The following is a 25,510-nucleotide window of genomic DNA, read 5'->3' on the forward strand; positions in this document are numbered from 1 at the left end:
AAATCAAATGGATTATTACCACTATTTTGATGGAATTGTCATAATGAGACAGACGTACCGAGAAAAAGATATGCTCGTAAAAATTTTGACGAGAGACCACGGAAAGTTGATGTTCTTTTTACGAAATGCACAACAAAGCAATCATCCATTAACGGCTGCAACACAGGTGTTTACAAGAGCGACTTTTCTTGGGCATATTCATCAAAATGGGTTTAGTTTCCTAAAGGATAGTCACGATATTAAGCCTGCAACGATTGTGTTAAATGATGTAAAAGCTCAAGCGGTTTTAGCGTATTTAACACAATTAACAGATGCGGTGATGGATGACCATATTGTGAATAAGACAGTGTTCCAACTGCTTTGGGACGCTATTGAAGCCATTAATAATGGAGTCGATGCAGAAGTAATTTTGCGTTTCTTTGAAATCAAGATTCTACGTTACTATGGAGTCGAGGTGGAATGGCAACATTGCGTCATTTGTAATAGAGATACAGACTTAGTCGATTTTTCAATTCAGAAGCATGGATGCCTGTGCAAGAATCACTTAGACGAAGACGAGTATCGCATGCAGCTTTCTAGAAAGGCATTGTATGTCGCAAGGCAGTTAGCGCTTGTATCTTCTCCAAAACAAATAGGGTCTATTCAGTTATCGAGTGAGACTACAAGTGAGTTAAGACGGTTGTTTGACACCATTATGGATGAGTATGTGGGCATTCGATTGAAGAGCAAAAAATTCTTAGATCAGATGGTCGAGTGGGAAACGTTAATGCAGAAAAGAGAACAAGATTAAGAGTAGCGCAAAACGCTGTCTTTACTTGACTTTTTAAGCAATTATCGGTACTATAGTGAAAGATTAATAGGACGTTGACAGTGAGATTTTTAATGATAAAATGTCAAAGAGAGTATGGGCTGGTGGAATCCATATCATGGTTCATTAAAAATGGCGCACTTGAGTCTATCAACAATGAAGCTTGGTTTTAAACCAAGAAATTAGGGTGGAACCGCGATTAGTCGTCCCTATGTATGCTTTTTGTGTACATAGGGACTTTTTTATTTAGTCAAAGGAGGAAATAGTATGGATTTTACAATGGTCATCCCAGCTTCAGAATTCAGAGATTTTCAATTGAAGGTGGTGTCTTTAGCGCCGATTAAAGTGAGTGTAATCGGTCATGAAGATGAAGTGTTGGAGCAATTCCAAACAAGTGTTAACCATTCAATGTACGGTTTTAAAACAAAAAATGAAGCGATTAAAGAAGTTAAATGTGAAGTGATTCCTGGTGTGATTTATGAATTCTATCCAGTTGTGAATGCACAATAGAAAGGGGAACAATTATGGCAAAAAAATTAAGTGTTCAAGAAATTATTTTAACATTACAAAATTATTGGTCTAACCAAGGGTGCTTGCTTCTTCAAGCATACGATACTGAAAAAGGGGCAGGGACAATGAGTCCTTATACATTCCTTCGCGCGATTGGACCAGAACCTTGGAATGCCGCGTACGTGGAACCTTCTCGTCGTCCGGCAGATGGACGTTACGGGGAAAACCCAAACCGTTTATTCCAACACCACCAATTCCAAGTGGTGATGAAACCATCTCCTGAAAATATTCAAGAATTATATTTAGGAAGTTTAGAAGCTCTAGGAATTAACCCATTAGAACACGATATTCGTTTCGTAGAAGATAACTGGGAAAACCCATCTCTTGGCTGTGCTGGTTTAGGATGGGAAGTATGGCTTGACGGAATGGAGGTCACTCAATTTACATACTTCCAACAAGTTGGTGGATTAGAGTGTTATCCAGTAACGAGTGAAATCACGTATGGTTTAGAACGTCTTGCTTCATACATTCAAGAAGTAGAGAGTGTATATGATTTAGTATGGACTGGAGATGTTAAATATGGGGATATCTTCACTCAACCAGAATATGAACATTCTAAATACGCTTTTGAAGAAAGCAATGCAGAATTATTAATGCAATTATTTACAGACTTTGAAAAAGAAGCCACTGTATTAATGGAAAAAGGTTTAGTGCACCCAGCATATGATTATGTATTGAAATGCTCTCATGCATTTAACTTAATGGATGCTCGCGGAATTATTTCTGCAACTGACCGTGCTGGATTCCTTGGCCGTATTCGTAAGATGGCTCGTACCATCGCGAAAACATTCGTGGCTGAACGTGAAGCATTGGGATTCCCATTATTGAAAGAGAAATAAGAGAGTTTGGAGGAGAAAGAATGACACAATCATTATTATTAGAAATCGGTTTAGAAGAATTACCTGCTCAATATGTTCGTTCAAGTTCAGAACAATTAGCAAAACGTGTAGAAGACTTCTTCAAAGATGAAAACTTAGAATTTGAATCCGTAGAAGCATTTGCAACACCTAGAAGATTAGCGGTTCGTGTAAATGGCTTAGTCGAAGAACAAGCTGACCGCGAAGAAATTTTCAAAGGACCATCACTTGCAATCGCTCAAAAAGATGGAGCATGGACAAAAGCGGCTGAAGGATTTGTTCGTGGTAAAGGTTTAACAACAGATGACATTTATGTGGAAGAAGTGAATGGTGTTGAATACATTCATGTAAAACAACATATCGCTGGTAAATCAACAAAAGAAGTGGTTAAAAACTTATCTTCTGTGATTACAGATATGAAATTCCCAGTGACCATGCGTTGGGCAGCTCATACATTTGAATATTTACGTCCAATTCACTGGATTGTTGCTTTATACGGCAATGAAGTGATCGAAGAAATCGGCGTATTAGACGTAAAAGCTGGACGCGTTTCAAGAGGACATCGATTCCTTGGAAAAGAAGCAACGATTGAAAAACCAGAAAGCTATGAAAAAGCATTGGCTGAACAATTCGTTATCGTGAACCAAGATGAACGTAAAGCATTAGTTCGCAAGCAAATTGAAGAATTAGCTGCTAAGAACAACTGGATTATTCCAATCGATGAAGACTTATTAGAAGAAGTAAGCTCAATCTTAGAATACCCAACAGCATTTGCGGGTACTTTTGATGAAAAATACTTAGTTGTTCCAGAACTAGTATTAGTCACATCAATGAAAGAACACCAACGCTATTTCGTTGTGTATAACCAAGAAAAACAATTATTACCATTCTTTGTTTCAGTACGTAACGGTAATGATTACATGATTGAAAATGTCGCAAAAGGAAATCAAAAAGTATTAACAGCGCGTCTTGAAGATGCTTTATTCTTCTATGAAGAAGACTTAAAGATTCCGATGACAACTTTCTTGAAGAAATTAGAAACATTAAACTTCCATGCCAAGATTGGTTCTATGACAGAGAAGATGGATCGTGTGCAATTACTTGTGGGACGTCTTGCAAAAGAATTGAACTTACCAAGTGATGTCGTTGTCACAGCGCAACGTGCTGCTTCTATTTACAAATTCGACTTAGTAACGAACATGGTTGGTGAATTCCCTGAATTACAAGGAATCATGGGTGAAATTTATGCCTTAAAACAAGGAGAAACTCCTGAAGTAGCACAGGCAATCCGTGAACACTATATGCCAACAAGTGCAGATGGTGAATTGCCTTCTTCAGTACCAGGCGCTTTACTTGCAGTTGCTGATAAATTGGATACCTTCTTAAGCTTTACAGCTGCTGGAATGCTTCCAACAGGATCAAATGACCCATATGCGCTTCGTCGTCAAGTAATGGGGCTAGTACAAATTCTTGCAGCCTTTGACTGGAACATTGAAATTGAAGACTTTACAAAACTATTGTTAGGTCTTGACTATGCTGAATTCCTATCAGGTAAAGAGGAAGAAGTTGAAGAGTTTATCTTAAGCTTTATTCGTGAACGTGTGGCACAACGTATTGCAACAATTACAAAACGTCATGATATTATCGATGCGATTGTAAACAGTCATACTTCATCAGTTCCTGAACAATTAAAATCAGCAAAAGTTCTTTCAGCTGTTTCTGAATCAGAAGAATTTAAAGGAATTACAGAGGCATTAAACCGTGTTATCAATATTAGTGCGAAAGCTCAAGATGATGCGAGTGGCGAAATTTTAGAAGATCGTCTTGAAACAGAAAGTGAACGTAACTTAGTAAAAGCTATTCAAGAATTGAATGCAAAAGTAGGTTCATTAACTCCAGAAGAGTTGTACAGTCATTTAGAAGCAATGGCACCAAAAATCAATGATTTCTTCAATGAAAATATGGTAATGGTGGACGATGAAGCGACTCGTCGTAACCGTCTAAGATTCTTAGGATTGCTATCTGAAATCATTTTAGATTTAGCAGATTTCACATCATTAATTGTTAAATAAGACCCCTCATACAGAAAGGAGAGTGAATGAAATGGCAGTATTTTATGATCGTGCCACGATTCAAGTCAAAGCCGGAAAAGGTGGAGACGGAATGGTTGCGTTTCGTCGTGAAAAATACGTACCAGACGGAGGCCCAGCTGGTGGAGACGGCGGTAAAGGCGGAAGTGTCATTTTTAAAGTCGATTCAGGACTTAGAACCTTATTAGATTTCCGTCACAAACGTCATTTCAAAGCAAAACCTGGTGAAAACGGCATGAGTAAGAGTATGTATGGCCGTGGAGCAGAAGACTTAATCGTTAAAGTTCCACCAGGAACAATCGTTAGAAATGCTGAAACAAAAGCGTTGATTGCTGACTTAGTAGAAGATGGGCAAGAAGTAGTAGTTGCTAAAGGAGGCCGTGGTGGTCGAGGAAATATCCGTTTTGCAACGCATAAAAACCCTGCTCCAGATATTGCGGAGAATGGTGAACCTGGGGAAGAGTTTGAACTCGATTTAGAATTAAAAGTTTTAGCAGATGTTGGGTTAGTTGGATTCCCATCTGTAGGGAAGTCCACTTTACTATCCGTTATTTCAAGCGCAAAACCAAAAATTGCGGACTATCACTTTACAACATTGAATCCTCAATTAGGAATGGCGCAGTCTCCAAATGGCGAGCAATTCGTTGTTGCAGACTTACCTGGATTAATTGAAGGAGCTCATACAGGTGTAGGGCTTGGAATTCATTTCTTAAAACATATCGAACGTACAAAAGTATTACTTCATGTGATCGATATGGCCGCAATGGAAGGCCGTGATCCTTTTGAAGATTACAAGATTATTCAAGAGGAATTAGGAAGTTATCACCTACGCTTATTGGAACGTCCAATGCTAATCGTAGCTAACAAAATGGACCAACCACAAGCGGAAGAAAACTTAGAGAAGTTCAAGAAAGATTTAGCGGATAGCTTGGCTGAAGGCGAAGAAATGCCAGAGATTTTCCCAATTTCTGCCTATCGTCGTGAAGGCCTTCAAGCATTGCTTGCTAGAACTGCTGAAGTGTTAGAAGAAACAGAATTCTTCCCATTAAACGAAGAAGTAGTGGAAACACATATCGTTTATGGATTGGAAGAAGAGGAAGCACCATTCAAAGTTACAAGAGATCCAGATGGAACTTGGGTACTCTATGGTGACAAGATTGAAAAACTATTCAAAATGACTAATATGGAACATGATGAGTCTGTTATGCGATTCTCACGTCAATTACGTGGAATGGGTGTAGATAGCACTTTACGTGAAAAAGGCGCTGAAAATGGCGATTTAGTACGCATTCTAAACTTCTCATTCGAGTTCGTTGATTAAGGAGTTTTGAATATGATTGATAGAAGTGAGATGGAAAAACGTTTTTACGTATCTTCCTTTGACGGCCTAAGAGCGATAGGAATTCTTAGTATTATTATTTATCACTTGTATTCTTATCGCTTACCGGGTGGATTTCTTGGATTGGACATCTTCCTCATTTTAGCGGGATACTTTATGACAAACCGCTTAATGACAAGTTTGATGAACGATGGAAAGATTCCTTTGAAGCAGTTTTTACTAAAACGATTAGCGCGTATTGCACTGCCTTTAATTGCAATGCTTGTTCTAGTGTTCATTTATATTACATTGTTTCAAAATGAGATGTTGGTGAACTTAAGAGGATCATTTACTTCCAGTTTAGTGTTTTTAAATAACTGGTGGCAGATTCTTAGAGCTCAAACGTTTATTCCAAACTTATTAACGGAAAATCCATTTGAACACTTATGGTATATCTCATTGGCCTTTCAATTTTACTTATTGTGGCCGATTGTGTTTGCATTCTTAAGTTTATTCGTTAAGAAGCATAATACATTGTTTGTGGCTATCGTTGTGTTAGCTACAGCTTCATTTGGATTAATGCTCTTTAGTTATAAGGGAGCAGACTCATTAACGTATGTCACGATGAGCACTTGGACCCGATTGTTTTCAATGCTTATTGGTTCATGTACGGCATTGTTATATCCTTTAAATCGTTTCCAAAAGGAACATAAATCTAGGTTGCCGTATGAGCAATATTTACGCTTAATCCCAATTGTGTTAATGTTCATTTTATTATTTACGCTCGGACGTAACGAAGATATTACTTATCGTGGTGGAATGTTGCTTTTTGATTTAACAGTTGCAGCTGTGATTTTGATGAGCTTGCATCCAAAAGTAGGAACAGGGATTTTATTCCGTTTCAAACCATTAACAGTGATTGGTCGTAGGAGTTTATCGTATTATTTATGGTTCTTACCGATTATTGTCTTATACCAAGCAAAAATGGGCATTATTGGTTCAAGTAGTTTAATTCACGGCATCATCCAATTAGTACTGATTCTCTTCTTTGGAGAAGTTTGGTATCAAGTGTTTGAGAAAAGACGTTATCTTCAAATGGCCCGTAAAATAATGGGGCTGTTGAATGAAAAAACAGCTTTTGGAAAACAAATTTTCTTTGGAATCTGTGTAGTGCCACTCATCATTTTAGCAGTTGGTTTAGTACAGTCTACAAGTAAACTGTCTGAACAAGAGGCCACTCTTACAGAATTAATCCATACAAACCAAACAATTGTGGATAATACACAACAAACGGATAAAAAATTACTGAAAACCATTAATAACGTGGTTGGTTTAACTCGTGAAGAAACCGTCTTTAGTAGTAATAGTTCAATTACCTTTATCGGAGACCAATCCCTTCTTGCAATTGCCAATGAACTCACGACCATTTACCCTAATGCCGTGATGCATGCAACAACGATTGCACAAGTAACAGACTTATCTTCAACGATTAACGAATTAAAATCGAAGAATCAACTAAATGACATCGTTGTATTAATGTTTGGTGCTAATAGTGCTTTTACAAAAGGACAATTGGAAAGTGAATTGAAACGGATCGGTATGGAAAAACAAATCTTCCTTGTTACGACAACAACGTCTAAAACCTGGAGAGAGGATGTCAATAACGTGTACGCTTCTGTAAGTGAGAAGTATTCGAATGTCCATGTTCTTGACTGGAATGAGTATTCCAAAGACCAAGATTGGTTCTATTCACACAAATCGTATGTAACGGAAGTAGGTGCTCATGAAGAAGCGCTATTCTTTGCGAAAAAAATATATGAAACATTGAGAGGAAATTAAAATGGAATTGCAATTTCTAGGAACAGGTGCTGGCGTACCTTCTAAAATGAGAAACGTCACTTCAATTGCATTAAAGCTTCTCGATGAGATTAATGAAGTGTGGTTATTCGATTGCGGAGAAGCTACACAGCAACAAATTTTAAATACTAATATTCGTCCAGGGAAAATCAAGAAGATTTTCATTACACATATGCATGGAGATCATATCTTTGGCTTACCTGGACTACTCACTAGTCGTTCTTTCCAAGGGGGAGAAGATGATTTAACCCTCTTTGGTCCTAAAGGAATTAAGAACTTTATCGACACAACGATTCAGGCTTCTTGTTCTAAATTGGGATATCCTTTAAAAGTGGTTGAATTTGAAAAAGAAGGTCTTCTTTTCGAAGATAAACATTTTAAAGTAGAAATGAAGCGACTCGAACATGGGATTCCTTCATATGGTTTCCGTGTGACTGAAAAGGATCAACCAGGCGAACTGCAAGCAGATCGTTTAAAAGAGTTAGGAATTCCTTTTGGGCCACTCTTTGGTAAGTTGAAAAAAGGGGAAACCATTACTCTAGAAGACGGAACAATCGTGAATGGACAAGATTATATTTCTCCAGATATTAAAGGACGCGTGGTGACCATTTGCGGGGATACTCGTAAATGTGAAGCTAGTGAAATCTTAGCATATCGTTCGGATGTACTTGTCCATGAGGCAACGTATGAAGGCGATAAAGGCCAACAAGCTTATCGTCATTTCCATTCAACAAGTCTTCAAGCAGCTGAAGTGGCTAAAAACGCTGAGGTTAAACGACTATTGTTAACGCATATTAGTGCTCGCTATCTTGGAAAACAATCCCAAGAGTTAGAAGACGAAGCAAAAACAATCTTTGATAATGTTCAAGTTGTCAAAGACTTCGACATTGTGACTGTTGAAAGGATTAAACATTATGAAGGACGCTAAATGGTTTACAAATCAAGTGGCTCTTGTCACTGGGGCAAGCGGTGGGCTTGGCGCACAAATCGCGTTGGAATTAGCTAAAAGAAATGTACAACTCATACTTGTGGCTCGAAACACTGCTAAACTAGAGCAAGTAGCCTCGGAATGCAGATTGAACACGTCTAAACCTGTCGATATTTATTCGTGTGATTTAACCGATGATGCGTCTGTTCAAGACTTATTATCAACTCTTGATGAAAAATACAAAATTACGATGGTCATCAACAATGCTGGCCTTGGCTACCTTAAATATGCTAAAGACTTAAGTGAATCTGAGATTAATCAAATGCTTCAGTTAAACTTGAATACATTAATTAAAATCACTCAGCATTTTGTACCTAGGTTTATTGAAGATAAGAGCGGAGTAATTGTGAATATCGCTTCTCAAGCTGGAAAATCGGCAACAGTAAAATCATCCGTGTATTCAGCAACCAAATTTGGAGTGTTAGGGTATTCGAATGCACTGCGTTTAGAATTAAAACCATATGGTATTCATGTGATGACTGTGAATCCTGGACCGATTGCGACAGACTTCTTTGATAAAGCCGAGCCAACTGGAAAATACTTAGAGCAATTAGGCGCTGTAGTATTAGATCCAGCGAAGGTAGCAGGAGAAGTTGTTAAAGGAATTGCAAAAGAAAAACGTGAAGTGAATTTGCCAAAAGCAATGAACTTTGCAAGTAAATTAAATGTGTTATTCCCGAAAATAGGAGACAAACTATTAGGGAGTATTTTCAATAAAAAGTAGAGGAGGTGTACGATGAGTTTTGCAAATTATGCATGGAAGTTAAAAGAGAATGTGGATGAAGAACTCGTAACATCTCTTTCGAGTGAAAGTGGGGTATCCAAAAATCTCGTCCGCTTATGTGTGGAGCGTGGGATTCAAACAGTAGAAGAGATGCAAGAGTTTCTTTCGCCAACACCACATCTAATCCACGATCCATTCCTTTTACACGATATGGATAAAGCGGTAGGGCGTATTCAAGAAGCTATTGAAAATGGAGAATTGATTCATATTTATGGCGACTACGATGCAGACGGGATTACGAGTACAACGATTCTCTACGAAACGCTTGAAATGCTAGGAGCTCAAGTATCGTACTATTTACCAAATCGCTTTATAGATGGTTATGGTCCAAATATTCCAGCGTTCGAGCGCGTGATTCAAGAAGGCCATACGCTCATTATTACGGTAGACTGTGGAATTGCAGCGCATGAACCAATTCGTTATGCGATGGAAAATGGTTGTGATGTGATTTTAACGGACCACCATGAAATTCCAAGTGAAATTCCAGAAGCTTATGCAGTTGTCCATCCACGTCATCCAGAGGCTAATTATCCATGCAAAGATTTATCGGGTGCTGGTGTGGCTTTTAAGCTTGCTCACGCGCTTCTAGGAGAGTTTCCAGAAGAAATGGTAGAATTAGCAGCGATTGGAACAATTGCGGACTTAGTCAGTCTTACAGATGAAAATAGAACGATTGCTAAACTAGGAATCGCTCAAATGAAACAAACGCAACGAATTGGACTTGTTTCATTATTAGAAAAACTATCAGTTAAAATGGATAATTTAGATGAAAAGACGATTGGTTTCCAAATTGGACCGCGCTTAAATGCGCTAGGTCGCCTTGGAGATGCTACTCCAGGTGTTCAGTTGTTGACAACATTTGACGATGAAGAAGCACAGAGTATTGTTGATTTCATGCAATCGGAGAATGAAAGACGTCAGTCAATCGTCAATCAAATTGTCGAAGAGGCCACCCCACTTATTCAAGAACAAATGAATCAACCTATACTTGTGTTAGCTCAACCAGGTTGGCATGAAGGCGTACTTGGAATTGTAGCGAGTCGAATTGTTGAACAGACTGGTAAACCAACTCTTGTGTTAGGCATTAGTGATGACGGATTAATTGCTAAAGGTAGTGGACGTTCATTTGGAGAGTTCAATCTCTATGATGCGTTAACTAGTGTGAAAAATCATCTCCTAAAATTCGGTGGACATCATATGGCTGCTGGTTTGACAGTTGAAACAATTATGCTTCCAACGATTATTGATGGGCTAGAACAATATGCTAAAGACCATCAAGACTTATTAGATGCGAAGGCTACGTTAACGATTGATGAAGTTCTTCCATTAAAAGATATTACGGTTGAATGGATTGAGTCATTAGCAAGTCTGAAACCATTTGGTACGGATAATCCAGAACCAGTTGTTTCTCTAGATGGAATCCAAGTGGCGTCTACTCAATTGCTAGGAGCGGATAAAAAACATTTGAAGCTTCATTTGAAAGAAGATAATTCTACATATACGCTACAAGCAATGGCTTTTAGTAAAGGGGAATGGGTAGCTTCTCTTCAACCAGATACGAAGATTAGTATTGCTGGGACATTAGAGATTAATGAATGGCAGAATAATCGCCTTCCTCAATTAATGGTGAAAGATATCGCTGTGAAAGGTAGAATCGTTATTGACTGGCGGACTTCGAAGATTACTAAAAATCATCTTGATGTTGAAAATGCCCTTTATTTAGCTTCAAATGAAGTGTATTTAAAAGAACTACAAACAAGAATTCCAAGTAATTCAAGCGTGATGGATTTTTCATCTTTTGTTTCCTCAAATGAGATTCCAACCGCAAATGCGATCGTGTTATTTGATTTACCTGAAAAAGTGGAGGAAGTGGAAACTTTCTTTAAAATGGAATTTCCTCAAAAGCTATATATCATCGCGTATACGAAGAACTCAGTTGTGACCACAGGAATTCCAGATAAGTCCAAGTTTGGTAGTGTGTATAAATATATCCAATCCCATGGACAACTTCCTTACAATGAAAAATTAGTCTCAGTCGCAAATTTTCTGAAAATTCCCGTTGAACAATTCCGAGTGATATTAAAAGTGTTTTTTGAGTTAGAATTTGTTAAAATAGAAAACGGATATTTGTTTATTCATACAAATCCTAAAACGAATGACTTGGAAGAGTCAGTTTTATTAAAGAAGTTAAAAGAACAATTATTGCTTGAAAAAAAATTCAATTATAGTCAGTTTCAAGAATTGAAAAATTGGATTGAATCGCAATAGGATAAATAAAAGGAGGAGTTCTTGATGAACTTGAAAGAATATATTGCTAGCGTTCCAAATTATCCTAAAGAGGGTATTATTTTTCGTGATATTTCTCCATTAATGGCAAACGGAAAAGCTTACCAATACGCAACTCAACAAATTGTTGACTATGCACGTAAAATTGGTGCTGATATGATTGTTGGTCCTGAAGCGCGTGGATTTATCGTTGGATGTCCTGTAGCGTATGAATTAGGAATCGGATTTGCACCAGCGCGTAAAAAGGGAAAATTACCTCGTGAAACAGTAGCTGTTGAATATGATTTAGAATACGGATCAGCAGAATTACACTTACACAAAGATGCTGTAAAACCTGGTCAAAAAGTTCTTATCTGTGATGACTTATTAGCAACAGGTGGAACAATGGCTGCCGCAGCAAAATTAGTTGAAAAACTTGGCGGTGAAGTAGTTGGTTTAGCTTTCTTAGTAGAGTTAACAGACTTAAAAGGTCGCGAAAAAATTAGCGAATATGACATCTTCACGTTAATGGAATATACTGAAGACGAAAGATAATGAAAATAAAGAAGACTTCCTTAGCATTAAGCTAGGGAAGTCTATTTTTTATTCTCTCAATTCTTCTAATAGAGCTTTTGCAGTTTCTTGATTTAAGTGAGGTGCTTTAGCGAGTAAATTCATAAGAAGCGGAAGTTCATCTTCTGTTGCTCCAACTGCTAGTCCTAAGGATTTCGCTTGTAGTCTCATATGTCCTTTTTGAATGCCATCTGTTACAAGAGCTCTTACAGCAGCAAGGTTTTGCGCTAAACCAATCGATGCGATGATTTCCGCTAGTTCAACAGCACTTGGATGACCGAGTAACTCGTGTGCAAATTGTGCACCTGGATGAATTGCAATTGAACCTCCGACCGTTCCAACAGGAAGAGGAAGAGTGATAGTCCCCACTAAGTTCCCTACCTCATCTTTTGTCCAATTTGTCAGTGGTTGATATTGTCCACTTAAACTTGCATAAGCGTGAGCACCAGCTTCGATTGCTCGCCAGTCATTTCCAGTAGCGATGACAACAGAGTCAATACCGTTCATAATTCCTTTGTTATGAGTAGTTGCACGGTAAGGGTCCGCTTTAGAAAATTCACTTGCTAAAACGATTCGATCTATCACATCTTCACCTTTAGTAGTTCTCGTATCCAAGATTCTTGGAGAGATCACGCATTTAGCAGTGACAACGGAGTTTGTTGCAAGGTTTGATAGAATGGCCATAATGCTTTCGCCCTCAGTCAAGGCTTCAATTGGTGATACGAGCGCTTCTAGGATGGTATTTAGCATATTTGCTCCCATCGCTTCCTTTGTATCCAAAGAAATGTAGAAAATGTAGAATTGTTCTTTCTCAGTAGATTTTTCTTCGACCCATATTTCTCGAATTCCACCGCCACGCTTTACAATGGAAGGGTGCGCGTTATTAGCAATTGTAAATAATGATTCTTTTTGCTCCTCAAGTTTGGCTTTTACTTCTTCTAGTGTAAGAGGAGAGTTTACAATGGCAATTTCTCCAATCATTTCACGTTTTTCTTGAATAGTCGTTGTCCCGCCAGCTAAATTAAGTAGTTTTGAAGCATAGCTCGCTGCAGCAATAACAGAAGGCTCTTCCGTTACCATTGGAACGATATAACTTTTTCCGTTTACGATTAATTCAGGAACAATTCCATAGGGTAGGCCGTATATTTCAATTTGGTTTTCGACCATTTGGTTTGCGATGGATTCAGGTAGCGCTAGACCTTTGTTTAGTTGCTTTTTAGCTTTACTAGTCAAAGTAGGATGATTGAATAATATTTCTTTTCTTTCGTCAAGAGATTTTTGATAAAACTTGTAAAAAGGGTTATTTTGCATTGATGTGCTCCTTTCATGCTTTCATTCAGTATAACAAATTTTTAGAGTTTGCGGGTATGATACAGGTAAAATTTTTAAAAATGAGGTACACTAGTAAACGTGGAAGGAGAGATTTTATGGAATTTATTCGTGAAGTGAATGGTCGACGTCTGACTTTAGTGGCGGATGAAGACTATCAAAAGGAAGCAGAAGATATGCTTACTTTCGTAGAAGAATATTTTGAGGAGAATTGGGACGAGGTCGACACTTTAATTCCAATTCATTATGGGCAAGTGAAAGTGATTCCAAAAGGGGAAGATTTCCAAGTGGTCGTTCAAAATTACGAACATAAACTATTAGATGAATGGGTGGAAGATTTCTCTTATTTCCTAGACATTATTCGAAAAACGATTCAAACAGGAAAACGTACGAAAACTTTAGGCCGTCTGATTCCATTTCGTTTCGATGGACCATTAGTGATTGCTAACCATACTTTTGAAGTGGATGAGTGGTATGCACACCGTTTTGATGATGAAACTTGGTATATTGCTCCAATCGACCAAACGATGGATCCGCAACCGCTAGAAGGAAATCAAGCGTATGAAATCTTTCCAGATTACCCAGAATTATATGAAGTAATGCATTTACCAACCGACTATATTATCTTATTCAAGGGGCATGACATTGTTTCAGTATTGAATACAGATAGCGAAGATGTATGGAACTAGTCAATAACGAAAGGATGTACTATGGTAGAATCAATTTGTCGTATGAATCATGTTGTGAAGGCGTATGAGTGTAATTGGAAAGGAGAGTTATCTCTAAGTCATGTTGTCGGGATTATGATGCTAGCTTCGCGTAAACAAGAACGAGGTCTTGCGCATCCTGACTTGATTTATCAAAAAGGTCTTTCATGGATTGTGATTCAAAACCAATTAACGGTTAATCGTCTTCCTAAATTAGAAGAAGAAATTATTGTCGAAACGGAGCCTGTTGGATATAACAAGTTCTTTACGTTCCGTCGTTATACAATTTTGTCTTTAGAAGAAGAAGTACTAGTAGACGCATTAACCACTTTCTCAATGATTAATATTGAAGAGCGAAAACTCATCTCACTAGATGAAGAAGTGCTTAACGAATATCCAATTGAGAATAAAAAGGATAATCGTCGGAATCCAAGAGTTCCAAAAATCGACTTGGAGAAAGCAAATGTTCAAACGTACCGCGTTCGCTTGAATGATATCGATTATAATCACCATGTGAATAACGCAAAGTATTTCGATTGGGTGATGGATAGCCTTGGCATGGAATTTATTAAGACTCATTCTTTAAAATCAGTTCTTGTAAAATATGATAAGGAAATTTTACCCGAAGCTACAGTTAGGAGTTTTTATGAAATACGCGAAAGTGAAAATGGAGTTCGAACTTTCCATCAATTGGAATCCGATAATCAAAAATGTTGCCACCTATCTCTTGAATGGGAAGTGAAGTAAAATCCTTGTATTTTCATAGGAAATAGGGTACAATACTTTTTGTGTAAAATATGCAGCAGAAATATAGAAGCTCGTCAACAGTCCTAGCCTTTAGGGTAAGGTAGTAACCACGGCTGCAAAGGTGAACCCTTGTAGTGACTGCACGAATCGAAGATTTCGCGATTATTTTACTCCAAAAAAATAAACAATTATTGGAGGAATGTTCAATGTCACGTTACACTGGACCAAGCTGGAAGTTATCTCGTCGTTTAGGCATTTCACTTTCAGGAACAGGAAAAGAAATCGCTCGTCGTCCATACGCACCAGGTCAACACGGACCAAACAGCCGTAAAAAATTATCTGAGTATGGTCAACAATTACAAGAAAAACAAAAATTACGTCATATGTATGGTATGAACGAACGTCAATTTGCTACTTTATTCAAAAAAGCTGGCAAAATTAAAGAAGGTAAACATGGTGAAAACTTCATGGTTCTTCTTGAACAACGTTTAGATAACGTAGTATACCGTTTAGGTTTAGCAACTACTCGTCGTCAAGCACGTCAATTAGTAAACCACGGTCACATCACTGTGAACGGTAAACGCGTAGATATCCCTTCATTCCAAGTACAAGTTGGCGATGTTGTGGGTGTTCGTGAAAAATCACGTAACTTAACAATCATTAAAGAAGCTTTAGAAGCTTTATATGGTCGTCCAGAGTTCGTTACTTTCGACGAAGAAAAATTAGAAGGTTCATTAAACCGTCTACCATTACGTGACGAGTTAACTTCTGAAGTTGACGAATCACTAGTCGTTGAATACTATAACAAACTTGGCTAATCTTATTAGACAATTTCAGAACTGGAATTCACTATTGTGGATTCCGGTTTTTTTATTTATAATTTATATGAAAGTACATTAAATGATTAGGAGATAAAGAGGTGGAAGAATATGATCCGTTATGTTGAAAATGCAGTTTTAACTTTAGAAGATGTTTTGCCTTTATATGAAGCGGTAGGATGGACAAATTACACACAGAATCCAGAAATGCTTAAAGTTGCTTACAAAAATTCTCTTCATATATTAGCAGCGCTTAATGAAGAAGGAAAACTTGTTGGTGTATTGCGCGCGGTTGGAGACGGGGCGTCTATTCTATTTATTCAAGATATTTTAGTGTACCCTGAATACCAACATCAAGGAATCGGAACAAAATTGTTACAACAGACTCTAGAAAAGTACAAGAATGTGTATCAAATTCAACTAGCAACTGATGATTCAACGAAAACAGTTTCTTTTTATGAGTCTAATGGATTCACAAGTTTAACTTCTCTAAATTGCGTTTCATTCATATATAGAGGAGATAAGTGAGCAAACTTTACTGACTTTTTATGATTTTATGTTAGAATGAGAGAGTAAATTAAAGGAAAGAGTGGATACAATGCAATTAACAATCGATAAGAAAGCGCAAGCGTGGTTTGAAGAAGAGATGGGTGTATCTAAAGAACGTGGTGTTCGTTTCTTAGGAAAGGTATACGGATGCAGCCCGATTCATGAAGGCTTCTCTTTAGCTGTTGAAGTAGATGCTCCAAGTAATCCTTATGTAAGTATAGTAGAAAACGGCATTACATATTTTGTGGAAACTGGGGATGAATGGTTTTTCCAAGGGCATAATTTAGAAGTAAGCTTTGATGAGAAGTTGAAAGAGCCAAGCTACAATTATACAAAAATTGCTGACTAAGGTTGATAAAAAGAAGGGAGTCATTGAGTGCGTGACTCCCGTTTTTATTGGACATTTTTGCCTATGTAGAGTACAGTTAGATAGTTATGAAATGAAGAAAGGATTTATGTAATGACAGAACCTGCAGTAAAATATAGATTGATTAAAACAGAAAAACATACAGGCGCTCGTCTTGGAGAAATCATTACACCTCATGGTACTTTTCCAACACCGATGTTTATGCCGGTTGGAACCCTAGCTACCGTAAAATCAATGTCTCCAGAGGAATTAGATGAAATGGGCGCTAATATCATTTTAAGTAACACATACCACTTATGGTTACGTCCAGGTGCAGATATTGTGGATGAAGCCGGTAAACTCCATAACTTCATGAATTGGAAGAAAGGAATTCTAACCGATTCAGGTGGTTTCCAAGTATTTTCGTTAAGTGATATGCGTCGAATTGAAGAAGAAGGGGTTCATTTTAGAAATCATTTGAATGGATCTAAATTGTTCTTATCGCCTGAAATATCAATTGATGTTCAAAACAAATTAGGCGCGGATATTATTATGAGTTTCGACGAATGCCCTGATTTTCATCATACACATGATTATGTGAAAGATTCGATTGCTCGTACCACTCGTTGGGCAGAGCGTGGATTAAAAGCTCATAAATCACCGGATACTCAAGCATTATTTGGTATCTTACAAGGAGCGGGGTATAAAGATTTACGTATTGCTCATGCTAAAGACATGATTTCTCTTGATTTCCCAGGGTATTCTATTGGTGGATTATCTGTTGGCGAAACAAAGCAAGAAATGAATGAAGTGTTGGATTACTTAACCCCACTGATTCCTTCTAATAAACCTCGCTATTTAATGGGAGTAGGTTCACCCGACTCATTAATCGATGGTGTTATTCGCGGAGTAGACATGTTTGACTGTGTACTACCAACACGTATTGCGCGTAACGGTACATGTATGACTAGTAGCGGACGTCTAGTAGTCAAAAATGCGAAATACGAACGTGATTTCCGTCCATTGGATGAGAAATGTAATTGTTACACATGTCGTAACTATACACGTTCGTATATCCGTCATTTATTTAAAACAGATGAAACATTCGGATTGCGCTTAACCAGTTATCATAACTTGTACTTCTTATTAAACTTAATGAAGCAAGTACGCCAAGCAATTATGGATGATAACTTATTAGAGTTTAGAGAAGCGTTCTTTGAAGAATATGGCTTCAACAAAGAAAATGCTAGAAATTTCTAATTCTTATAGAAAAATCCGGTCATTTTTGTTAAAGTAAGACTATAGATTTAAAGAAATGAGGAAAGATTATGGATCAAACAACATTATTAATTTTATACGTAGTAGTAGCGGGTGGAGCATTCTGGTTCTTTGGACGTAAACAACGTCAAAGAGTTAAAGAGATGCAGGAAAGAATGGATGCCATTAAACCAGGTGATAGCGTTGTTACCATCGGAGGTTTACATGGTGTCATTGAAAAAGTGAATAGTGAAGATCAAACGGTTGAATTAAACTGTGAAGACGTTATTTTAGTATTCGAAAAACGCGCTATTCATCATGTTATTCCTACAGCAGCTCCAACAAATATTGAAGTTCGTACGGAAGAAGTAGCAACTGAAGAAGAGTAGTCTATGAACAAGGAAAGTTTAAAAGATAGACATAAAACATGGTTCCATTATAAGGTAATGGAATTTAATGAACTTGGATATAAGACCATTTCAAAGGAAGATCTTTCCCATTATTTTGTGGACTATAAATGGAAGAAAATAATTCCTGAAAATCTTTTTGAACAAATATTTCAAATCAATCAGTTAAGTATTAATGAGTATTTTGATTTTGAGTCACTAGAGGCACAGACAAACAAAGAAATAACATTAGAAGATATCAATCTTAGTGAATTGTTTTAAAGAGAGAAGCTGGCAAAAATGTCAGCTTCTTTCTTTTATAATTATATGTAAAGGTTTGCAAAATGTTTTAGAAATAGTATTGATATTTTCGGAATTATAGATAGAATAAAAGTATAGGTTAGGACATTAAATTGAAAGGGAGATGAAAACAAATGAATATGTTTTCAGTAGAAAAATTTTTCTATGAAAACTATTTACAAACAATGTGAAATAGTGTACGATATAAATGTGATAAAAATAACAAGCACTGGGGGAAATCACAAGTGAGTGAAGAAAAAAACAACCAAGTACAACAAGAAATCAACTTATTAGTTGAGAAAGGATTAAAAGCTCTAGATGAATTTCGCTTGTTAAATCAAGAACAAGTGGACTACATTGTAGCTAAAGCATCAGTAGCTGCGTTAGACCAACACGGCGTATTAGCACAACATGCAATCGAAGAAACAGGGCGTGGGGTTTTCGAAGATAAAGCTACGAAAAACTTATTTGCCTGTGAACATGTAGTACATAACATGCGTCATACCAAAACAGTTGGAGTTATTTCAGATGATGACGTAACTGGATTAACTTTAATCGCTGAACCTGTAGGGGTTATTTGTGGGATTACACCTACAACAAACCCAACTTCAACTGCAATTTTCAAAGCGTTAATCGCATTAAAAACACGTAACCCAATCGTGTTTGCATTCCATCCATCAGCTCAACAAAGTTCAGCACATGCGGCTCAAATCGTTCGCGATGCAGCAGTTGCAGCAGGAGCTCCTGAAAACTGTGTCCAATGGATTGAACATCCATCAATTGAAGCAACAAACGCTTTAATGAACCACGATGGAATTGCTACTATCCTTGCAACAGGTGGTAATGCGATGGTTAAAGCTGCATACTCTTGCGGAAAACCAGCACTAGGGGTTGGTGCAGGTAACGTTCCAGCCTATGTTGAAAAATCTGCTAACATTCGTCAAGCGGCTCACGATATCGTAATGAGTAAATCATTCGATAATGGTATGGTGTGTGCTTCTGAACAAGCAGCAATCATTGATAAAGAAATTTACGATGACTTTGTTGAAGAATTAAAGAGCTACCATACTTACTTCGTAAACAAAAAAGAAAAAGCATTGTTAGAAGAATTCTGCTTCGGCGTGAAAGCAAACAGCAAAAACTGTGCTGGTGCTAAACTAAATGCGAACATCGTTGGTAAACCAGCTGCATGGATTGCTGAACAAGCAGGTTTCTCAGTTCCAGAAGGAACAAACATTCTTGCTGCAGAATGTAAAGAAGTTGGCGAAAAAGAACCTTTAACTCGTGAAAAACTTTCTCCTGTCATTGCAGTACTTAAATCAGAATCACGTGAAGACGGTGTTGAAAAAGCACGTCAAATGGTTGAATTCCATGGTTTAGGACACTCAGCAGCAATTCATACTGAAGATGCTGAATTAGCTAAAGAATTTGGTCGCGTTGTTCGTGCAATTCGTGTCATTTGGAATGCTCCTTCTACTTTTGGTGGTATCGGGGATGTTTATAACGCATTTATCCCATCATTAACACTTGGTTGCGGTTCTTATGGACGTAATTCAGTTGGGGATAACGTAAGTGTTGTAAATCTATTAAATATCAAAAAAGTAGGGAGACGTAGAAATAACATGCAATGGTTTAAAGTTCCATCAAAAATCTATTTCGAACGCGATTCAATTCAATACTTACAAAAAATGAAAAATGTAAGCCGTGTAATGATCGTTACTGACCAAGCAATGGTTAAATTAGGATTCTTACAACGTGTTATTGAACAATTAGAATTACGTCCAAACAAAGTAATTTATGAAGTATTCTCAGACGTAGAACCAGATCCAGACATCACAACAGTAAACCGTGGTGCTGAAATCATGAAAAGCTTCGAGCCAGATACAATCATCGCTCTTGGTGGTGGTTCTGTAATGGATGCTGCGAAAGTAATGTGGATGTTCTACGAACAACCACAAGTGGACTTCCGTGACTTAGTACAAAAATTTATGGATATCCGTAAACGTGCATTCAAATTCCCAGAATTAGGGGAACGTGCTAAATACGTTGGTATCCCAACAACTTCTGGTACAGGTTCTGAAGTAACACCATTCGCGGTAATTTCAGATAAAGCAAACAACCGTAAATATCCATTAGCTGACTACTCACTAACACCAACAATTGCGATTGTTGATCCTGCATTAGTGATGACAGTTCCAGACTTTGTAACAGCTGATACTGGTATGGACGTATTAACTCACGCAATTGAAGCGTACACTTCAACACTTGCAAATGACTATACTGATGGATTGGCACTACAAGCAATCAAATTAGTATTTGAAAACTTAGTAAGCAGTGTGAAAAATGCTGACTTTGTATCACGCGAAAAAATGCATAACGCTTCTACAATGGCTGGTATGGCATTTGCTAATGCGTTCCTTGGAATGAGCCATTCAATGGCGCATAAGGTTGGTGGATTCTTCCACACTGTTCACGGACGTACAAATGCAATCCTATTACCATACGTAATCCGTTACAATGGTACTCGTCCTGCTAAAGCAGCTACATGGCCAAAATACAACTACTACCGTGCAGATGAAAAATTCCAAGACATCGCTCGTATGTTAGGATTACCATCTTCAACTCCTGAGGAAGCAGTAGATGCACTTGCTAAAGCTGTATACGAATTAGGGGAAGCTGTAGGTATCGAAATGAACTTCAAAGCACAAGGTGTTAACCACAAAGAATGGTTAGCTACAATCCATGAGATTGCAATGCTTGCTTATGAAGATCAATGCTCACCTGCTAACCCTCGTTTACCAATGGTAGCTGATATGGAAGAAATTCTTGCGGATGCATACTTTGGATACAAAGAACGTCCAGGTCGTATCAAATAATTGATTTTAAATCTAAAGAGTCTTAGGAGTTTCCTAAGGCTCTTTCTTTGCTCTGTTTTTCAACCGCAAAATATGCTATACTGAAAGGGAAATGAAAGGAGATGGCTTATGACACCAAATAAGGAAGATTACATTAAAACAATCTATAAATTAGGTGGTAAAGATGAATTTGTAACGAATAAAGCCATCAATCAAATGTTGGACCTTTCAGCAGCTTCCACAACAGAAATGTTAAACAAGCTAGTACATGATGGTACGGTCGAATACATTCGTTATAAAGGTGCAAAATTAACTCAAAAAGGGATTAAAGTTGCAGAACGTTTGATTCGTTCGCATAAAATCTGGGAAGTCTTTCTTGTAAATTCTCTTGGATTTAGTGGAGAGTCTGTTCATGATCAAGCAGAAATTCTTGAACATGCTTCAAGTGTTGAAATGACAGAACGATTAGCGGAGTTTTTAGGAAATCCAACGCATTGTCCTCATGGAGAAGAAATACCTCCATATTCAGAATGAAATTGTTATAAAACTGGTCTTTTTGACCAGTTTTTTTATTTTGTCTCTAGTATTAAAGAAGAAAATTTAGTACAATAATAGTACAGTTTAAGTTAGGTGTTTCATTTTTTTAATACAGAGGAGATATTATGACATCAAAACATCAACAAATCATTCGTTATATTGAATCACTGCCAGTTGGAGAAAAAATTTCAGTACGTTCGATTGCAAAGAATATGGAAATGAGCGAAGGCACTGCTTACCGTGCCATTAAGGAAGCAGAAAATATCGGGATTGTTTCGACCATTGAACGAGTTGGAACAATTCGTATTGAACGTAAAACAAAGGATAATCTAGAAAAACTTTCTTTTGGAGAAATTATTAAGATCATTGAAGGGGAAGTATTCGGTGGACGTGAAGGATTAGATAAAATCTTAAACCGTTTCGTTATAGGTGCGATGACACTAGACGCTATGACACGTTATATTCAACCTGAATCTCTTGTGATTATCGGGAACCGTGAAGATGCACAATTACTTGCCTTAAATCAAGGAGCAGCAGTTTTAATCACTGGTGGATTCCAAGCAACACCTCAATTAATTCAAAAAGCGGATGAGCTTAAAATTCCGCTGATGGGAACAACGTACGATACATTTACGGTTGCCAGCCTCATCAACCGAGCAATGACCGATCAACTGATTAAGAAAAAAATCATGATTGTTGCCGATATTTATAATGATATCGAAAATACGAATTATTTAAAAATGGATCAAACCGTTAAAGAGTATCGCGAGTTGAGTGAAAAGACAGGGAATTCACGTTTTCCAGTTGTAAACCATTCGAATCGTTTAGTAGGGGTTGTTTCTGCTAAAGATATATTAGGAAAATCTGATAGTTTAATTATTGAAAGAATCATGACTAAAAATCCTTCTGTATCTAAGTTACATGCGAGTGTGGCAAGCGTTGCGCATTCGATGATATGGAATGGGTTGGAGATGCTACCTGTTGTTCAAGATAACATGGAACTCATTGGAATCATCTCAAGACGTGACGTTATGAAAGCTATGCAGTTAACACAAAGACAACCACAAGTAGGAAATACTTTCGAAGATGATGTGAGTGAAAATCTAGAAGTGATAGAAGTTAACCCAACAAATGCGAGATTTAGTTTTACAGTCACTCCTCAGATGACCAATAATTTAGGAATGCTATCTTTTGGGGTTCTTTGTGAGGTGGTTTCAGTTGCTTCGAAAGAATTTATTCATCGCAGCCAACGTCGCAATACGGTTATTGAACAATTGGAAATGCATTATTTGAGGATGATTCCAATTGAAAGTAAAATTGCGATTCAAATTCAGACTTTAGATATAGGCAGAAAAGTATCTAAAATTGATATTTCTGTACTGCTTGAAAACTCGGTGGTTGCAAAAGCAATTATGTCAAATCAATTAATGGAAAGAAACTAATGATGAATTACAGAGAATTATTAAAAGAAATGATCACGGAGATTGAAAAAGCCAATTCAATCGTGATCTTAAGGCATAGAAAACCAGACCCAGACGCAATTGGTTCACAAATAGGTCTTAGTAAGCTTATAAAAGGGGCATATCCTGAAAAGTCTGTTTATGTTATTGGAGATATGCCCGAAAACTTGAAGTATATCGGTGATATGGATGAAATCACTCAAAAGGTATTCGACAATTCGCTGGTTATTATTGTGGACTGTTCCACACCTCGACTCATTAATTGTCCGTTTGAAGTGAAGGTAGATGAGGTGATTAAGATTGATCACCATCCAAATATGACACCTTACGGAAAAATCTGCTATGTGGATACAACAGCCGCAAGTGCTAGTGAAATTATGGCAGAATTTGCTTTTGATGCAACGACACCATTTCAAATGAACAGAGAAACCGCTAATGTTATTTATGCTGGAATTATCGGAGATACAGGACGATTCTTATATCCGTCGACTACTTCGAAAACTTTTGCGCTTGTATCAAAATTGATACAACACGATGTAGATTTGGCTGGGATTGCCGATAGGATGATTACAAAGCCACTGAATGTAAATCGAATGACAGGATATATTTATGAGCATTTAGAAGTATCTCCTGAAGGGATGGCGAGTGTCGTTTTAACAAAAGAAGTGCTTGAACGTTTCCAAGCCACTGACCAGTTAGCTTCTCTTGTAGTTTCAGTTCCTGGTACTGTTGAAGGAATTTTGGATTGGAGTTTGTATGTGGAACAAGAAGATGGTACCTTTAGAGTTCATTTACGTTCAAAAGGCCCATTAGTAAATCATATTGCGCAAGAGTTCGGCGGCGGAGGACATACGCTCGCGTGCGGTATTCCTTCTGTTACGAAATCCCAAATTTTAGAAGTGGATGCTAAGTTGAAAGAGGCAGTAAGAAACTTTAAGAAAAATTGAAATAACACTCAAATAAGAGTATTATAAAGTGTTGTGTTTACAATAAAATTAGTCCTATGATTGGATGAAAGGAATTATAAAATAATGAATTATACTGAGTTTTTTAAAAAGATTGATGCAGAAATTAAAAAAGCGGATTCGATTGTAATCTTACGTCATGAATCACCAGACCCAGACGCAATTGGGTCACAAGTAGGGTTAAGAGAAATTATTCGCGCGACTTATCCAGAGAAAACAGTGTATTTACTTGGTGAAATGCCTAGCTCATTAAATTATATTGGAGAAATGGACGAGATCACACAAGAGCAATTTGACGCTTCACTTGTTATTGTATTGGACTGTGCGAATACACCACGTATTGACTGCCCATTTGAAGTGGATCCATCGAAAGTGATAAAAATTGACCACCATCCAGATAGAGATGTGTATGGTGCTATTTCGTTTGTTGATACTGATTCAAGCAGTACAAGTGAGATGTTGTGTCGTTTTGCTTTTGATGCTGAAAGTACTTGGACAATGTCAAAAGAAGCAGCTAATGCAATTTATGCTGGTATTGTTGGTGATACAGGACGTTTCTTGTATCCTTCGACCACTACCATTACATTTTCAATGGTTTCTAAATTATTAGAATTCGATGTAGATATTTCAGGAATTGCGTACCAAATGATTACAAATCCTGTTTCAGTTAGTCGTTTAGCAGGATATATTTATCAAAATATGGAAATTTCTGACAATGGAGTTGCGGCAACCGTATTGACTCAGGAACATTTAAAAACTTATGGCATTCAAGAAGACCAAACGCACGGAGTAATCTCATTACCAAGTACAGTAGAGGGCATTCATTGTTGGGGGCTTTTTGTGGAACAACCAGATGGAACGTATAGAGTAAATCTTCGTTCTAAAGGTCCAATCGTGAATACAATTGCTCAAAATCATGGAGGCGGTGGACACCCGTTAGCTTCAGGAGCTGTAGTGAGTACATTAGATGAAGTGCAACAAATTGTCTCTGAACTGAATGATTCAGCAAAAGAATTTTTGAATAAATAGCAATTGCTTTAGTCTTTTAGTATTTTAAGTACTAAAAGACTTTTTTGTTTTAAAATTCTTCTTAAATGAATTGACTTATAACGATTTCAAGAATACAATGATGTTATGTGTTAAA

The 25,510-nt window shown here is 37.3% G+C and carries 24 protein-coding genes; 23 read left to right on the forward strand and 1 reads right to left on the reverse strand.

Features of this window, described 5'->3' with window-relative positions:
• Positions 1–7 precede the first annotated feature (7 nt).
• The 10 genes from recO (at position 8) to HMPREF3103_RS02670 (ending at position 12,092) form a co-directional block, all read left to right on the forward strand.
• Positions 8–790 carry a DNA repair protein RecO gene (gene recO, locus HMPREF3103_RS02625; protein ID WP_070437115.1) on the forward strand — a complete coding sequence of 261 codons (783 nt, stop codon included), beginning with the start codon at positions 8–10 and terminating at the stop codon, positions 788–790.
• A 285-nt stretch (positions 791–1,075) separates the two neighbouring features.
• Positions 1,076–1,318, forward strand: a complete 243-nt coding sequence (locus tag HMPREF3103_RS02630) for a hypothetical protein (RefSeq protein ID WP_070437116.1) — start codon at positions 1,076–1,078, stop codon at positions 1,316–1,318.
• A 14-nt stretch (positions 1,319–1,332) separates the two neighbouring features.
• Positions 1,333–2,217 (forward strand): glycine--tRNA ligase subunit alpha, encoded by an 885-nt coding sequence (glyQ, locus tag HMPREF3103_RS02635; RefSeq protein WP_070437117.1) that lies wholly within the window; start codon positions 1,333–1,335, stop codon positions 2,215–2,217.
• A gap of 20 nt (positions 2,218–2,237) precedes the next feature.
• The gene (gene glyS / locus HMPREF3103_RS02640) at positions 2,238–4,307 is read left to right on the forward strand and encodes a glycine--tRNA ligase subunit beta (protein WP_070437118.1); all 2,070 of its coding nucleotides are present in this window, start codon (positions 2,238–2,240) and stop codon (positions 4,305–4,307) included.
• Between the two features lie 31 nt (positions 4,308–4,338).
• Positions 4,339–5,646, forward strand: a complete 1,308-nt coding sequence (gene obgE / locus HMPREF3103_RS02645; RefSeq protein ID WP_039848793.1) for a GTPase ObgE — start codon at positions 4,339–4,341, stop codon at positions 5,644–5,646.
• Between the two features lie 12 nt (positions 5,647–5,658).
• The gene (locus HMPREF3103_RS02650; protein ID WP_070437119.1) at positions 5,659–7,482 is read left to right on the forward strand and encodes an acyltransferase family protein; all 1,824 of its coding nucleotides are present in this window, start codon (positions 5,659–5,661) and stop codon (positions 7,480–7,482) included.
• A gap of 1 nt (position 7,483) precedes the next feature.
• Positions 7,484–8,428, forward strand: a complete 945-nt coding sequence (gene rnz / locus HMPREF3103_RS02655) for a ribonuclease Z (protein ID WP_070437120.1) — start codon at positions 7,484–7,486, stop codon at positions 8,426–8,428.
• Positions 8,415–9,212, forward strand: a complete 798-nt coding sequence (locus HMPREF3103_RS02660; protein WP_070437121.1) for an SDR family NAD(P)-dependent oxidoreductase — start codon at positions 8,415–8,417, stop codon at positions 9,210–9,212. The genes rnz and HMPREF3103_RS02660 overlap by 14 nt, the downstream gene beginning before the upstream one ends.
• Before the next feature lie 12 nt (positions 9,213–9,224).
• The gene (gene recJ, locus HMPREF3103_RS02665) at positions 9,225–11,540 is read left to right on the forward strand and encodes a single-stranded-DNA-specific exonuclease RecJ (protein ID WP_070437122.1); all 2,316 of its coding nucleotides are present in this window, start codon (positions 9,225–9,227) and stop codon (positions 11,538–11,540) included.
• A gap of 24 nt (positions 11,541–11,564) precedes the next feature.
• Positions 11,565–12,092, forward strand: coding sequence for an adenine phosphoribosyltransferase (locus tag HMPREF3103_RS02670; RefSeq protein ID WP_049555465.1), 528 nt, complete (start codon positions 11,565–11,567; stop codon positions 12,090–12,092).
• A gap of 48 nt (positions 12,093–12,140) precedes the next feature.
• Here HMPREF3103_RS02670 and HMPREF3103_RS02675 read toward each other — a convergent pair whose 3' ends face one another.
• Positions 12,141–13,421 (reverse strand): hydroxymethylglutaryl-CoA reductase, degradative, encoded by a 1,281-nt coding sequence (locus tag HMPREF3103_RS02675; protein ID WP_005605624.1) that lies wholly within the window; start codon positions 13,419–13,421, stop codon positions 12,141–12,143.
• Between the two features lie 116 nt (positions 13,422–13,537).
• On the opposite strand from HMPREF3103_RS02675, the gene HMPREF3103_RS02680 reads away from it, so the two are divergent.
• From HMPREF3103_RS02680 to HMPREF3103_RS02740, 13 genes are all read left to right on the forward strand, one after another.
• Positions 13,538–14,128 (forward strand): immunity protein Imm33 domain-containing protein, encoded by a 591-nt coding sequence (locus HMPREF3103_RS02680; protein ID WP_246826944.1) that lies wholly within the window; start codon positions 13,538–13,540, stop codon positions 14,126–14,128.
• 21 nt (positions 14,129–14,149) lie between these two features.
• Positions 14,150–14,893 carry an acyl-[acyl-carrier-protein] thioesterase gene (locus HMPREF3103_RS02685; protein ID WP_246826945.1) on the forward strand — a complete coding sequence of 248 codons (744 nt, stop codon included), beginning with the start codon at positions 14,150–14,152 and terminating at the stop codon, positions 14,891–14,893.
• 206 nt (positions 14,894–15,099) lie between these two features.
• A complete protein-coding gene (rpsD, locus tag HMPREF3103_RS02690) occupies positions 15,100–15,711 on the forward strand; it encodes a 30S ribosomal protein S4 (protein ID WP_005605618.1) in 612 nt (203 codons plus the stop codon).
• A 111-nt stretch (positions 15,712–15,822) separates the two neighbouring features.
• Positions 15,823–16,239, forward strand: coding sequence for a GNAT family N-acetyltransferase (locus tag HMPREF3103_RS02695; RefSeq protein ID WP_070437124.1), 417 nt, complete (start codon positions 15,823–15,825; stop codon positions 16,237–16,239).
• 70 nt (positions 16,240–16,309) lie between these two features.
• Positions 16,310–16,609: a HesB/YadR/YfhF family protein gene (locus HMPREF3103_RS02700; RefSeq protein ID WP_070437125.1), complete on the forward strand. Its 300-nt coding sequence runs from the start codon at positions 16,310–16,312 to the stop codon at positions 16,607–16,609.
• A 111-nt stretch (positions 16,610–16,720) separates the two neighbouring features.
• Positions 16,721–17,866 carry a tRNA guanosine(34) transglycosylase Tgt gene (tgt, locus tag HMPREF3103_RS02705; protein WP_070437126.1) on the forward strand — a complete coding sequence of 382 codons (1,146 nt, stop codon included), beginning with the start codon at positions 16,721–16,723 and terminating at the stop codon, positions 17,864–17,866.
• A 68-nt stretch (positions 17,867–17,934) separates the two neighbouring features.
• On the forward strand, positions 17,935–18,252 hold the full coding sequence (yajC, locus tag HMPREF3103_RS02710; RefSeq protein ID WP_005605610.1) for a preprotein translocase subunit YajC: 318 nt from the start codon (positions 17,935–17,937) through the stop codon (positions 18,250–18,252).
• 3 nt (positions 18,253–18,255) lie between these two features.
• Positions 18,256–18,531, forward strand: a complete 276-nt coding sequence (locus HMPREF3103_RS02715; RefSeq protein ID WP_070437127.1) for a post-transcriptional regulator — start codon at positions 18,256–18,258, stop codon at positions 18,529–18,531.
• A 263-nt stretch (positions 18,532–18,794) separates the two neighbouring features.
• Complete coding sequence (gene adhE / locus HMPREF3103_RS02720) at positions 18,795–21,425, forward strand: bifunctional acetaldehyde-CoA/alcohol dehydrogenase (protein ID WP_070437128.1); 2,631 nt, start codon at positions 18,795–18,797, stop codon at positions 21,423–21,425.
• A 108-nt stretch (positions 21,426–21,533) separates the two neighbouring features.
• Positions 21,534–21,938 (forward strand): metal-dependent transcriptional regulator, encoded by a 405-nt coding sequence (locus tag HMPREF3103_RS02725; protein WP_005605605.1) that lies wholly within the window; start codon positions 21,534–21,536, stop codon positions 21,936–21,938.
• Positions 21,939–22,066: 128 nt separating this feature from the next.
• On the forward strand, positions 22,067–23,383 hold the full coding sequence (locus HMPREF3103_RS02730; RefSeq protein WP_070437129.1) for a DRTGG domain-containing protein: 1,317 nt from the start codon (positions 22,067–22,069) through the stop codon (positions 23,381–23,383).
• Positions 23,383–24,348 (forward strand): DHH family phosphoesterase, encoded by a 966-nt coding sequence (locus tag HMPREF3103_RS02735; RefSeq protein ID WP_083278706.1) that lies wholly within the window; start codon positions 23,383–23,385, stop codon positions 24,346–24,348. The genes HMPREF3103_RS02730 and HMPREF3103_RS02735 overlap by 1 nt, the downstream gene beginning before the upstream one ends.
• A gap of 84 nt (positions 24,349–24,432) precedes the next feature.
• A complete protein-coding gene (locus tag HMPREF3103_RS02740; RefSeq protein WP_070437130.1) occupies positions 24,433–25,395 on the forward strand; it encodes a DHH family phosphoesterase in 963 nt (320 codons plus the stop codon).
• Positions 25,396–25,510: the final 115 nt, after the last annotated feature.

The organism is Granulicatella sp. HMSC30F09, assembly GCF_001806915.1.
Taxonomy (GTDB): domain Bacteria; phylum Bacillota; class Bacilli; order Lactobacillales; family Aerococcaceae; genus Granulicatella; species Granulicatella adiacens.

Bases quoted from the DNA above. Each gene is read 5' to 3' on its own strand.
- recJ (WP_070437122.1), top strand. From the start codon at position 9,225: ATGAGTTTTGCAAATTATGCATGGAAGTTAAAAGAGAATGTGGATGAA.
- HMPREF3103_RS02650 (WP_070437119.1), top strand. From the start codon at position 5,659: ATGATTGATAGAAGTGAGATGGAAAAACGTTTTTACGTATCTTCCTTT.
- HMPREF3103_RS02725 (WP_005605605.1), top strand. From the start codon at position 21,534: ATGACACCAAATAAGGAAGATTACATTAAAACAATCTATAAATTAGGT.
- HMPREF3103_RS02715 (WP_070437127.1), top strand. From the start codon at position 18,256: ATGAACAAGGAAAGTTTAAAAGATAGACATAAAACATGGTTCCATTAT.
- glyS (WP_070437118.1), top strand. From the start codon at position 2,238: ATGACACAATCATTATTATTAGAAATCGGTTTAGAAGAATTACCTGCT.
- glyQ (WP_070437117.1), top strand. From the start codon at position 1,333: ATGGCAAAAAAATTAAGTGTTCAAGAAATTATTTTAACATTACAAAAT.
- HMPREF3103_RS02685 (WP_246826945.1), top strand. From the start codon at position 14,150: ATGGTAGAATCAATTTGTCGTATGAATCATGTTGTGAAGGCGTATGAG.
- HMPREF3103_RS02675 (WP_005605624.1), bottom strand. From the start codon at position 13,421: ATGCAAAATAACCCTTTTTACAAGTTTTATCAAAAATCTCTTGACGAA.
- tgt (WP_070437126.1), top strand. From the start codon at position 16,721: ATGACAGAACCTGCAGTAAAATATAGATTGATTAAAACAGAAAAACAT.
- HMPREF3103_RS02735 (WP_083278706.1), top strand. From the start codon at position 23,383: ATGATGAATTACAGAGAATTATTAAAAGAAATGATCACGGAGATTGAA.
- HMPREF3103_RS02680 (WP_246826944.1), top strand. From the start codon at position 13,538: ATGGAATTTATTCGTGAAGTGAATGGTCGACGTCTGACTTTAGTGGCG.
- rpsD (WP_005605618.1), top strand. From the start codon at position 15,100: ATGTCACGTTACACTGGACCAAGCTGGAAGTTATCTCGTCGTTTAGGC.
- HMPREF3103_RS02660 (WP_070437121.1), top strand. From the start codon at position 8,415: ATGAAGGACGCTAAATGGTTTACAAATCAAGTGGCTCTTGTCACTGGG.
- recO (WP_070437115.1), top strand. From the start codon at position 8: ATGGATTATTACCACTATTTTGATGGAATTGTCATAATGAGACAGACG.
- obgE (WP_039848793.1), top strand. From the start codon at position 4,339: ATGGCAGTATTTTATGATCGTGCCACGATTCAAGTCAAAGCCGGAAAA.
- yajC (WP_005605610.1), top strand. From the start codon at position 17,935: ATGGATCAAACAACATTATTAATTTTATACGTAGTAGTAGCGGGTGGA.
- HMPREF3103_RS02670 (WP_049555465.1), top strand. From the start codon at position 11,565: ATGAACTTGAAAGAATATATTGCTAGCGTTCCAAATTATCCTAAAGAG.
- HMPREF3103_RS02700 (WP_070437125.1), top strand. From the start codon at position 16,310: ATGCAATTAACAATCGATAAGAAAGCGCAAGCGTGGTTTGAAGAAGAG.
- HMPREF3103_RS02740 (WP_070437130.1), top strand. From the start codon at position 24,433: ATGAATTATACTGAGTTTTTTAAAAAGATTGATGCAGAAATTAAAAAA.
- HMPREF3103_RS02695 (WP_070437124.1), top strand. From the start codon at position 15,823: ATGATCCGTTATGTTGAAAATGCAGTTTTAACTTTAGAAGATGTTTTG.
- HMPREF3103_RS02730 (WP_070437129.1), top strand. From the start codon at position 22,067: ATGACATCAAAACATCAACAAATCATTCGTTATATTGAATCACTGCCA.
- rnz (WP_070437120.1), top strand. From the start codon at position 7,484: ATGGAATTGCAATTTCTAGGAACAGGTGCTGGCGTACCTTCTAAAATG.
- HMPREF3103_RS02630 (WP_070437116.1), top strand. From the start codon at position 1,076: ATGGATTTTACAATGGTCATCCCAGCTTCAGAATTCAGAGATTTTCAA.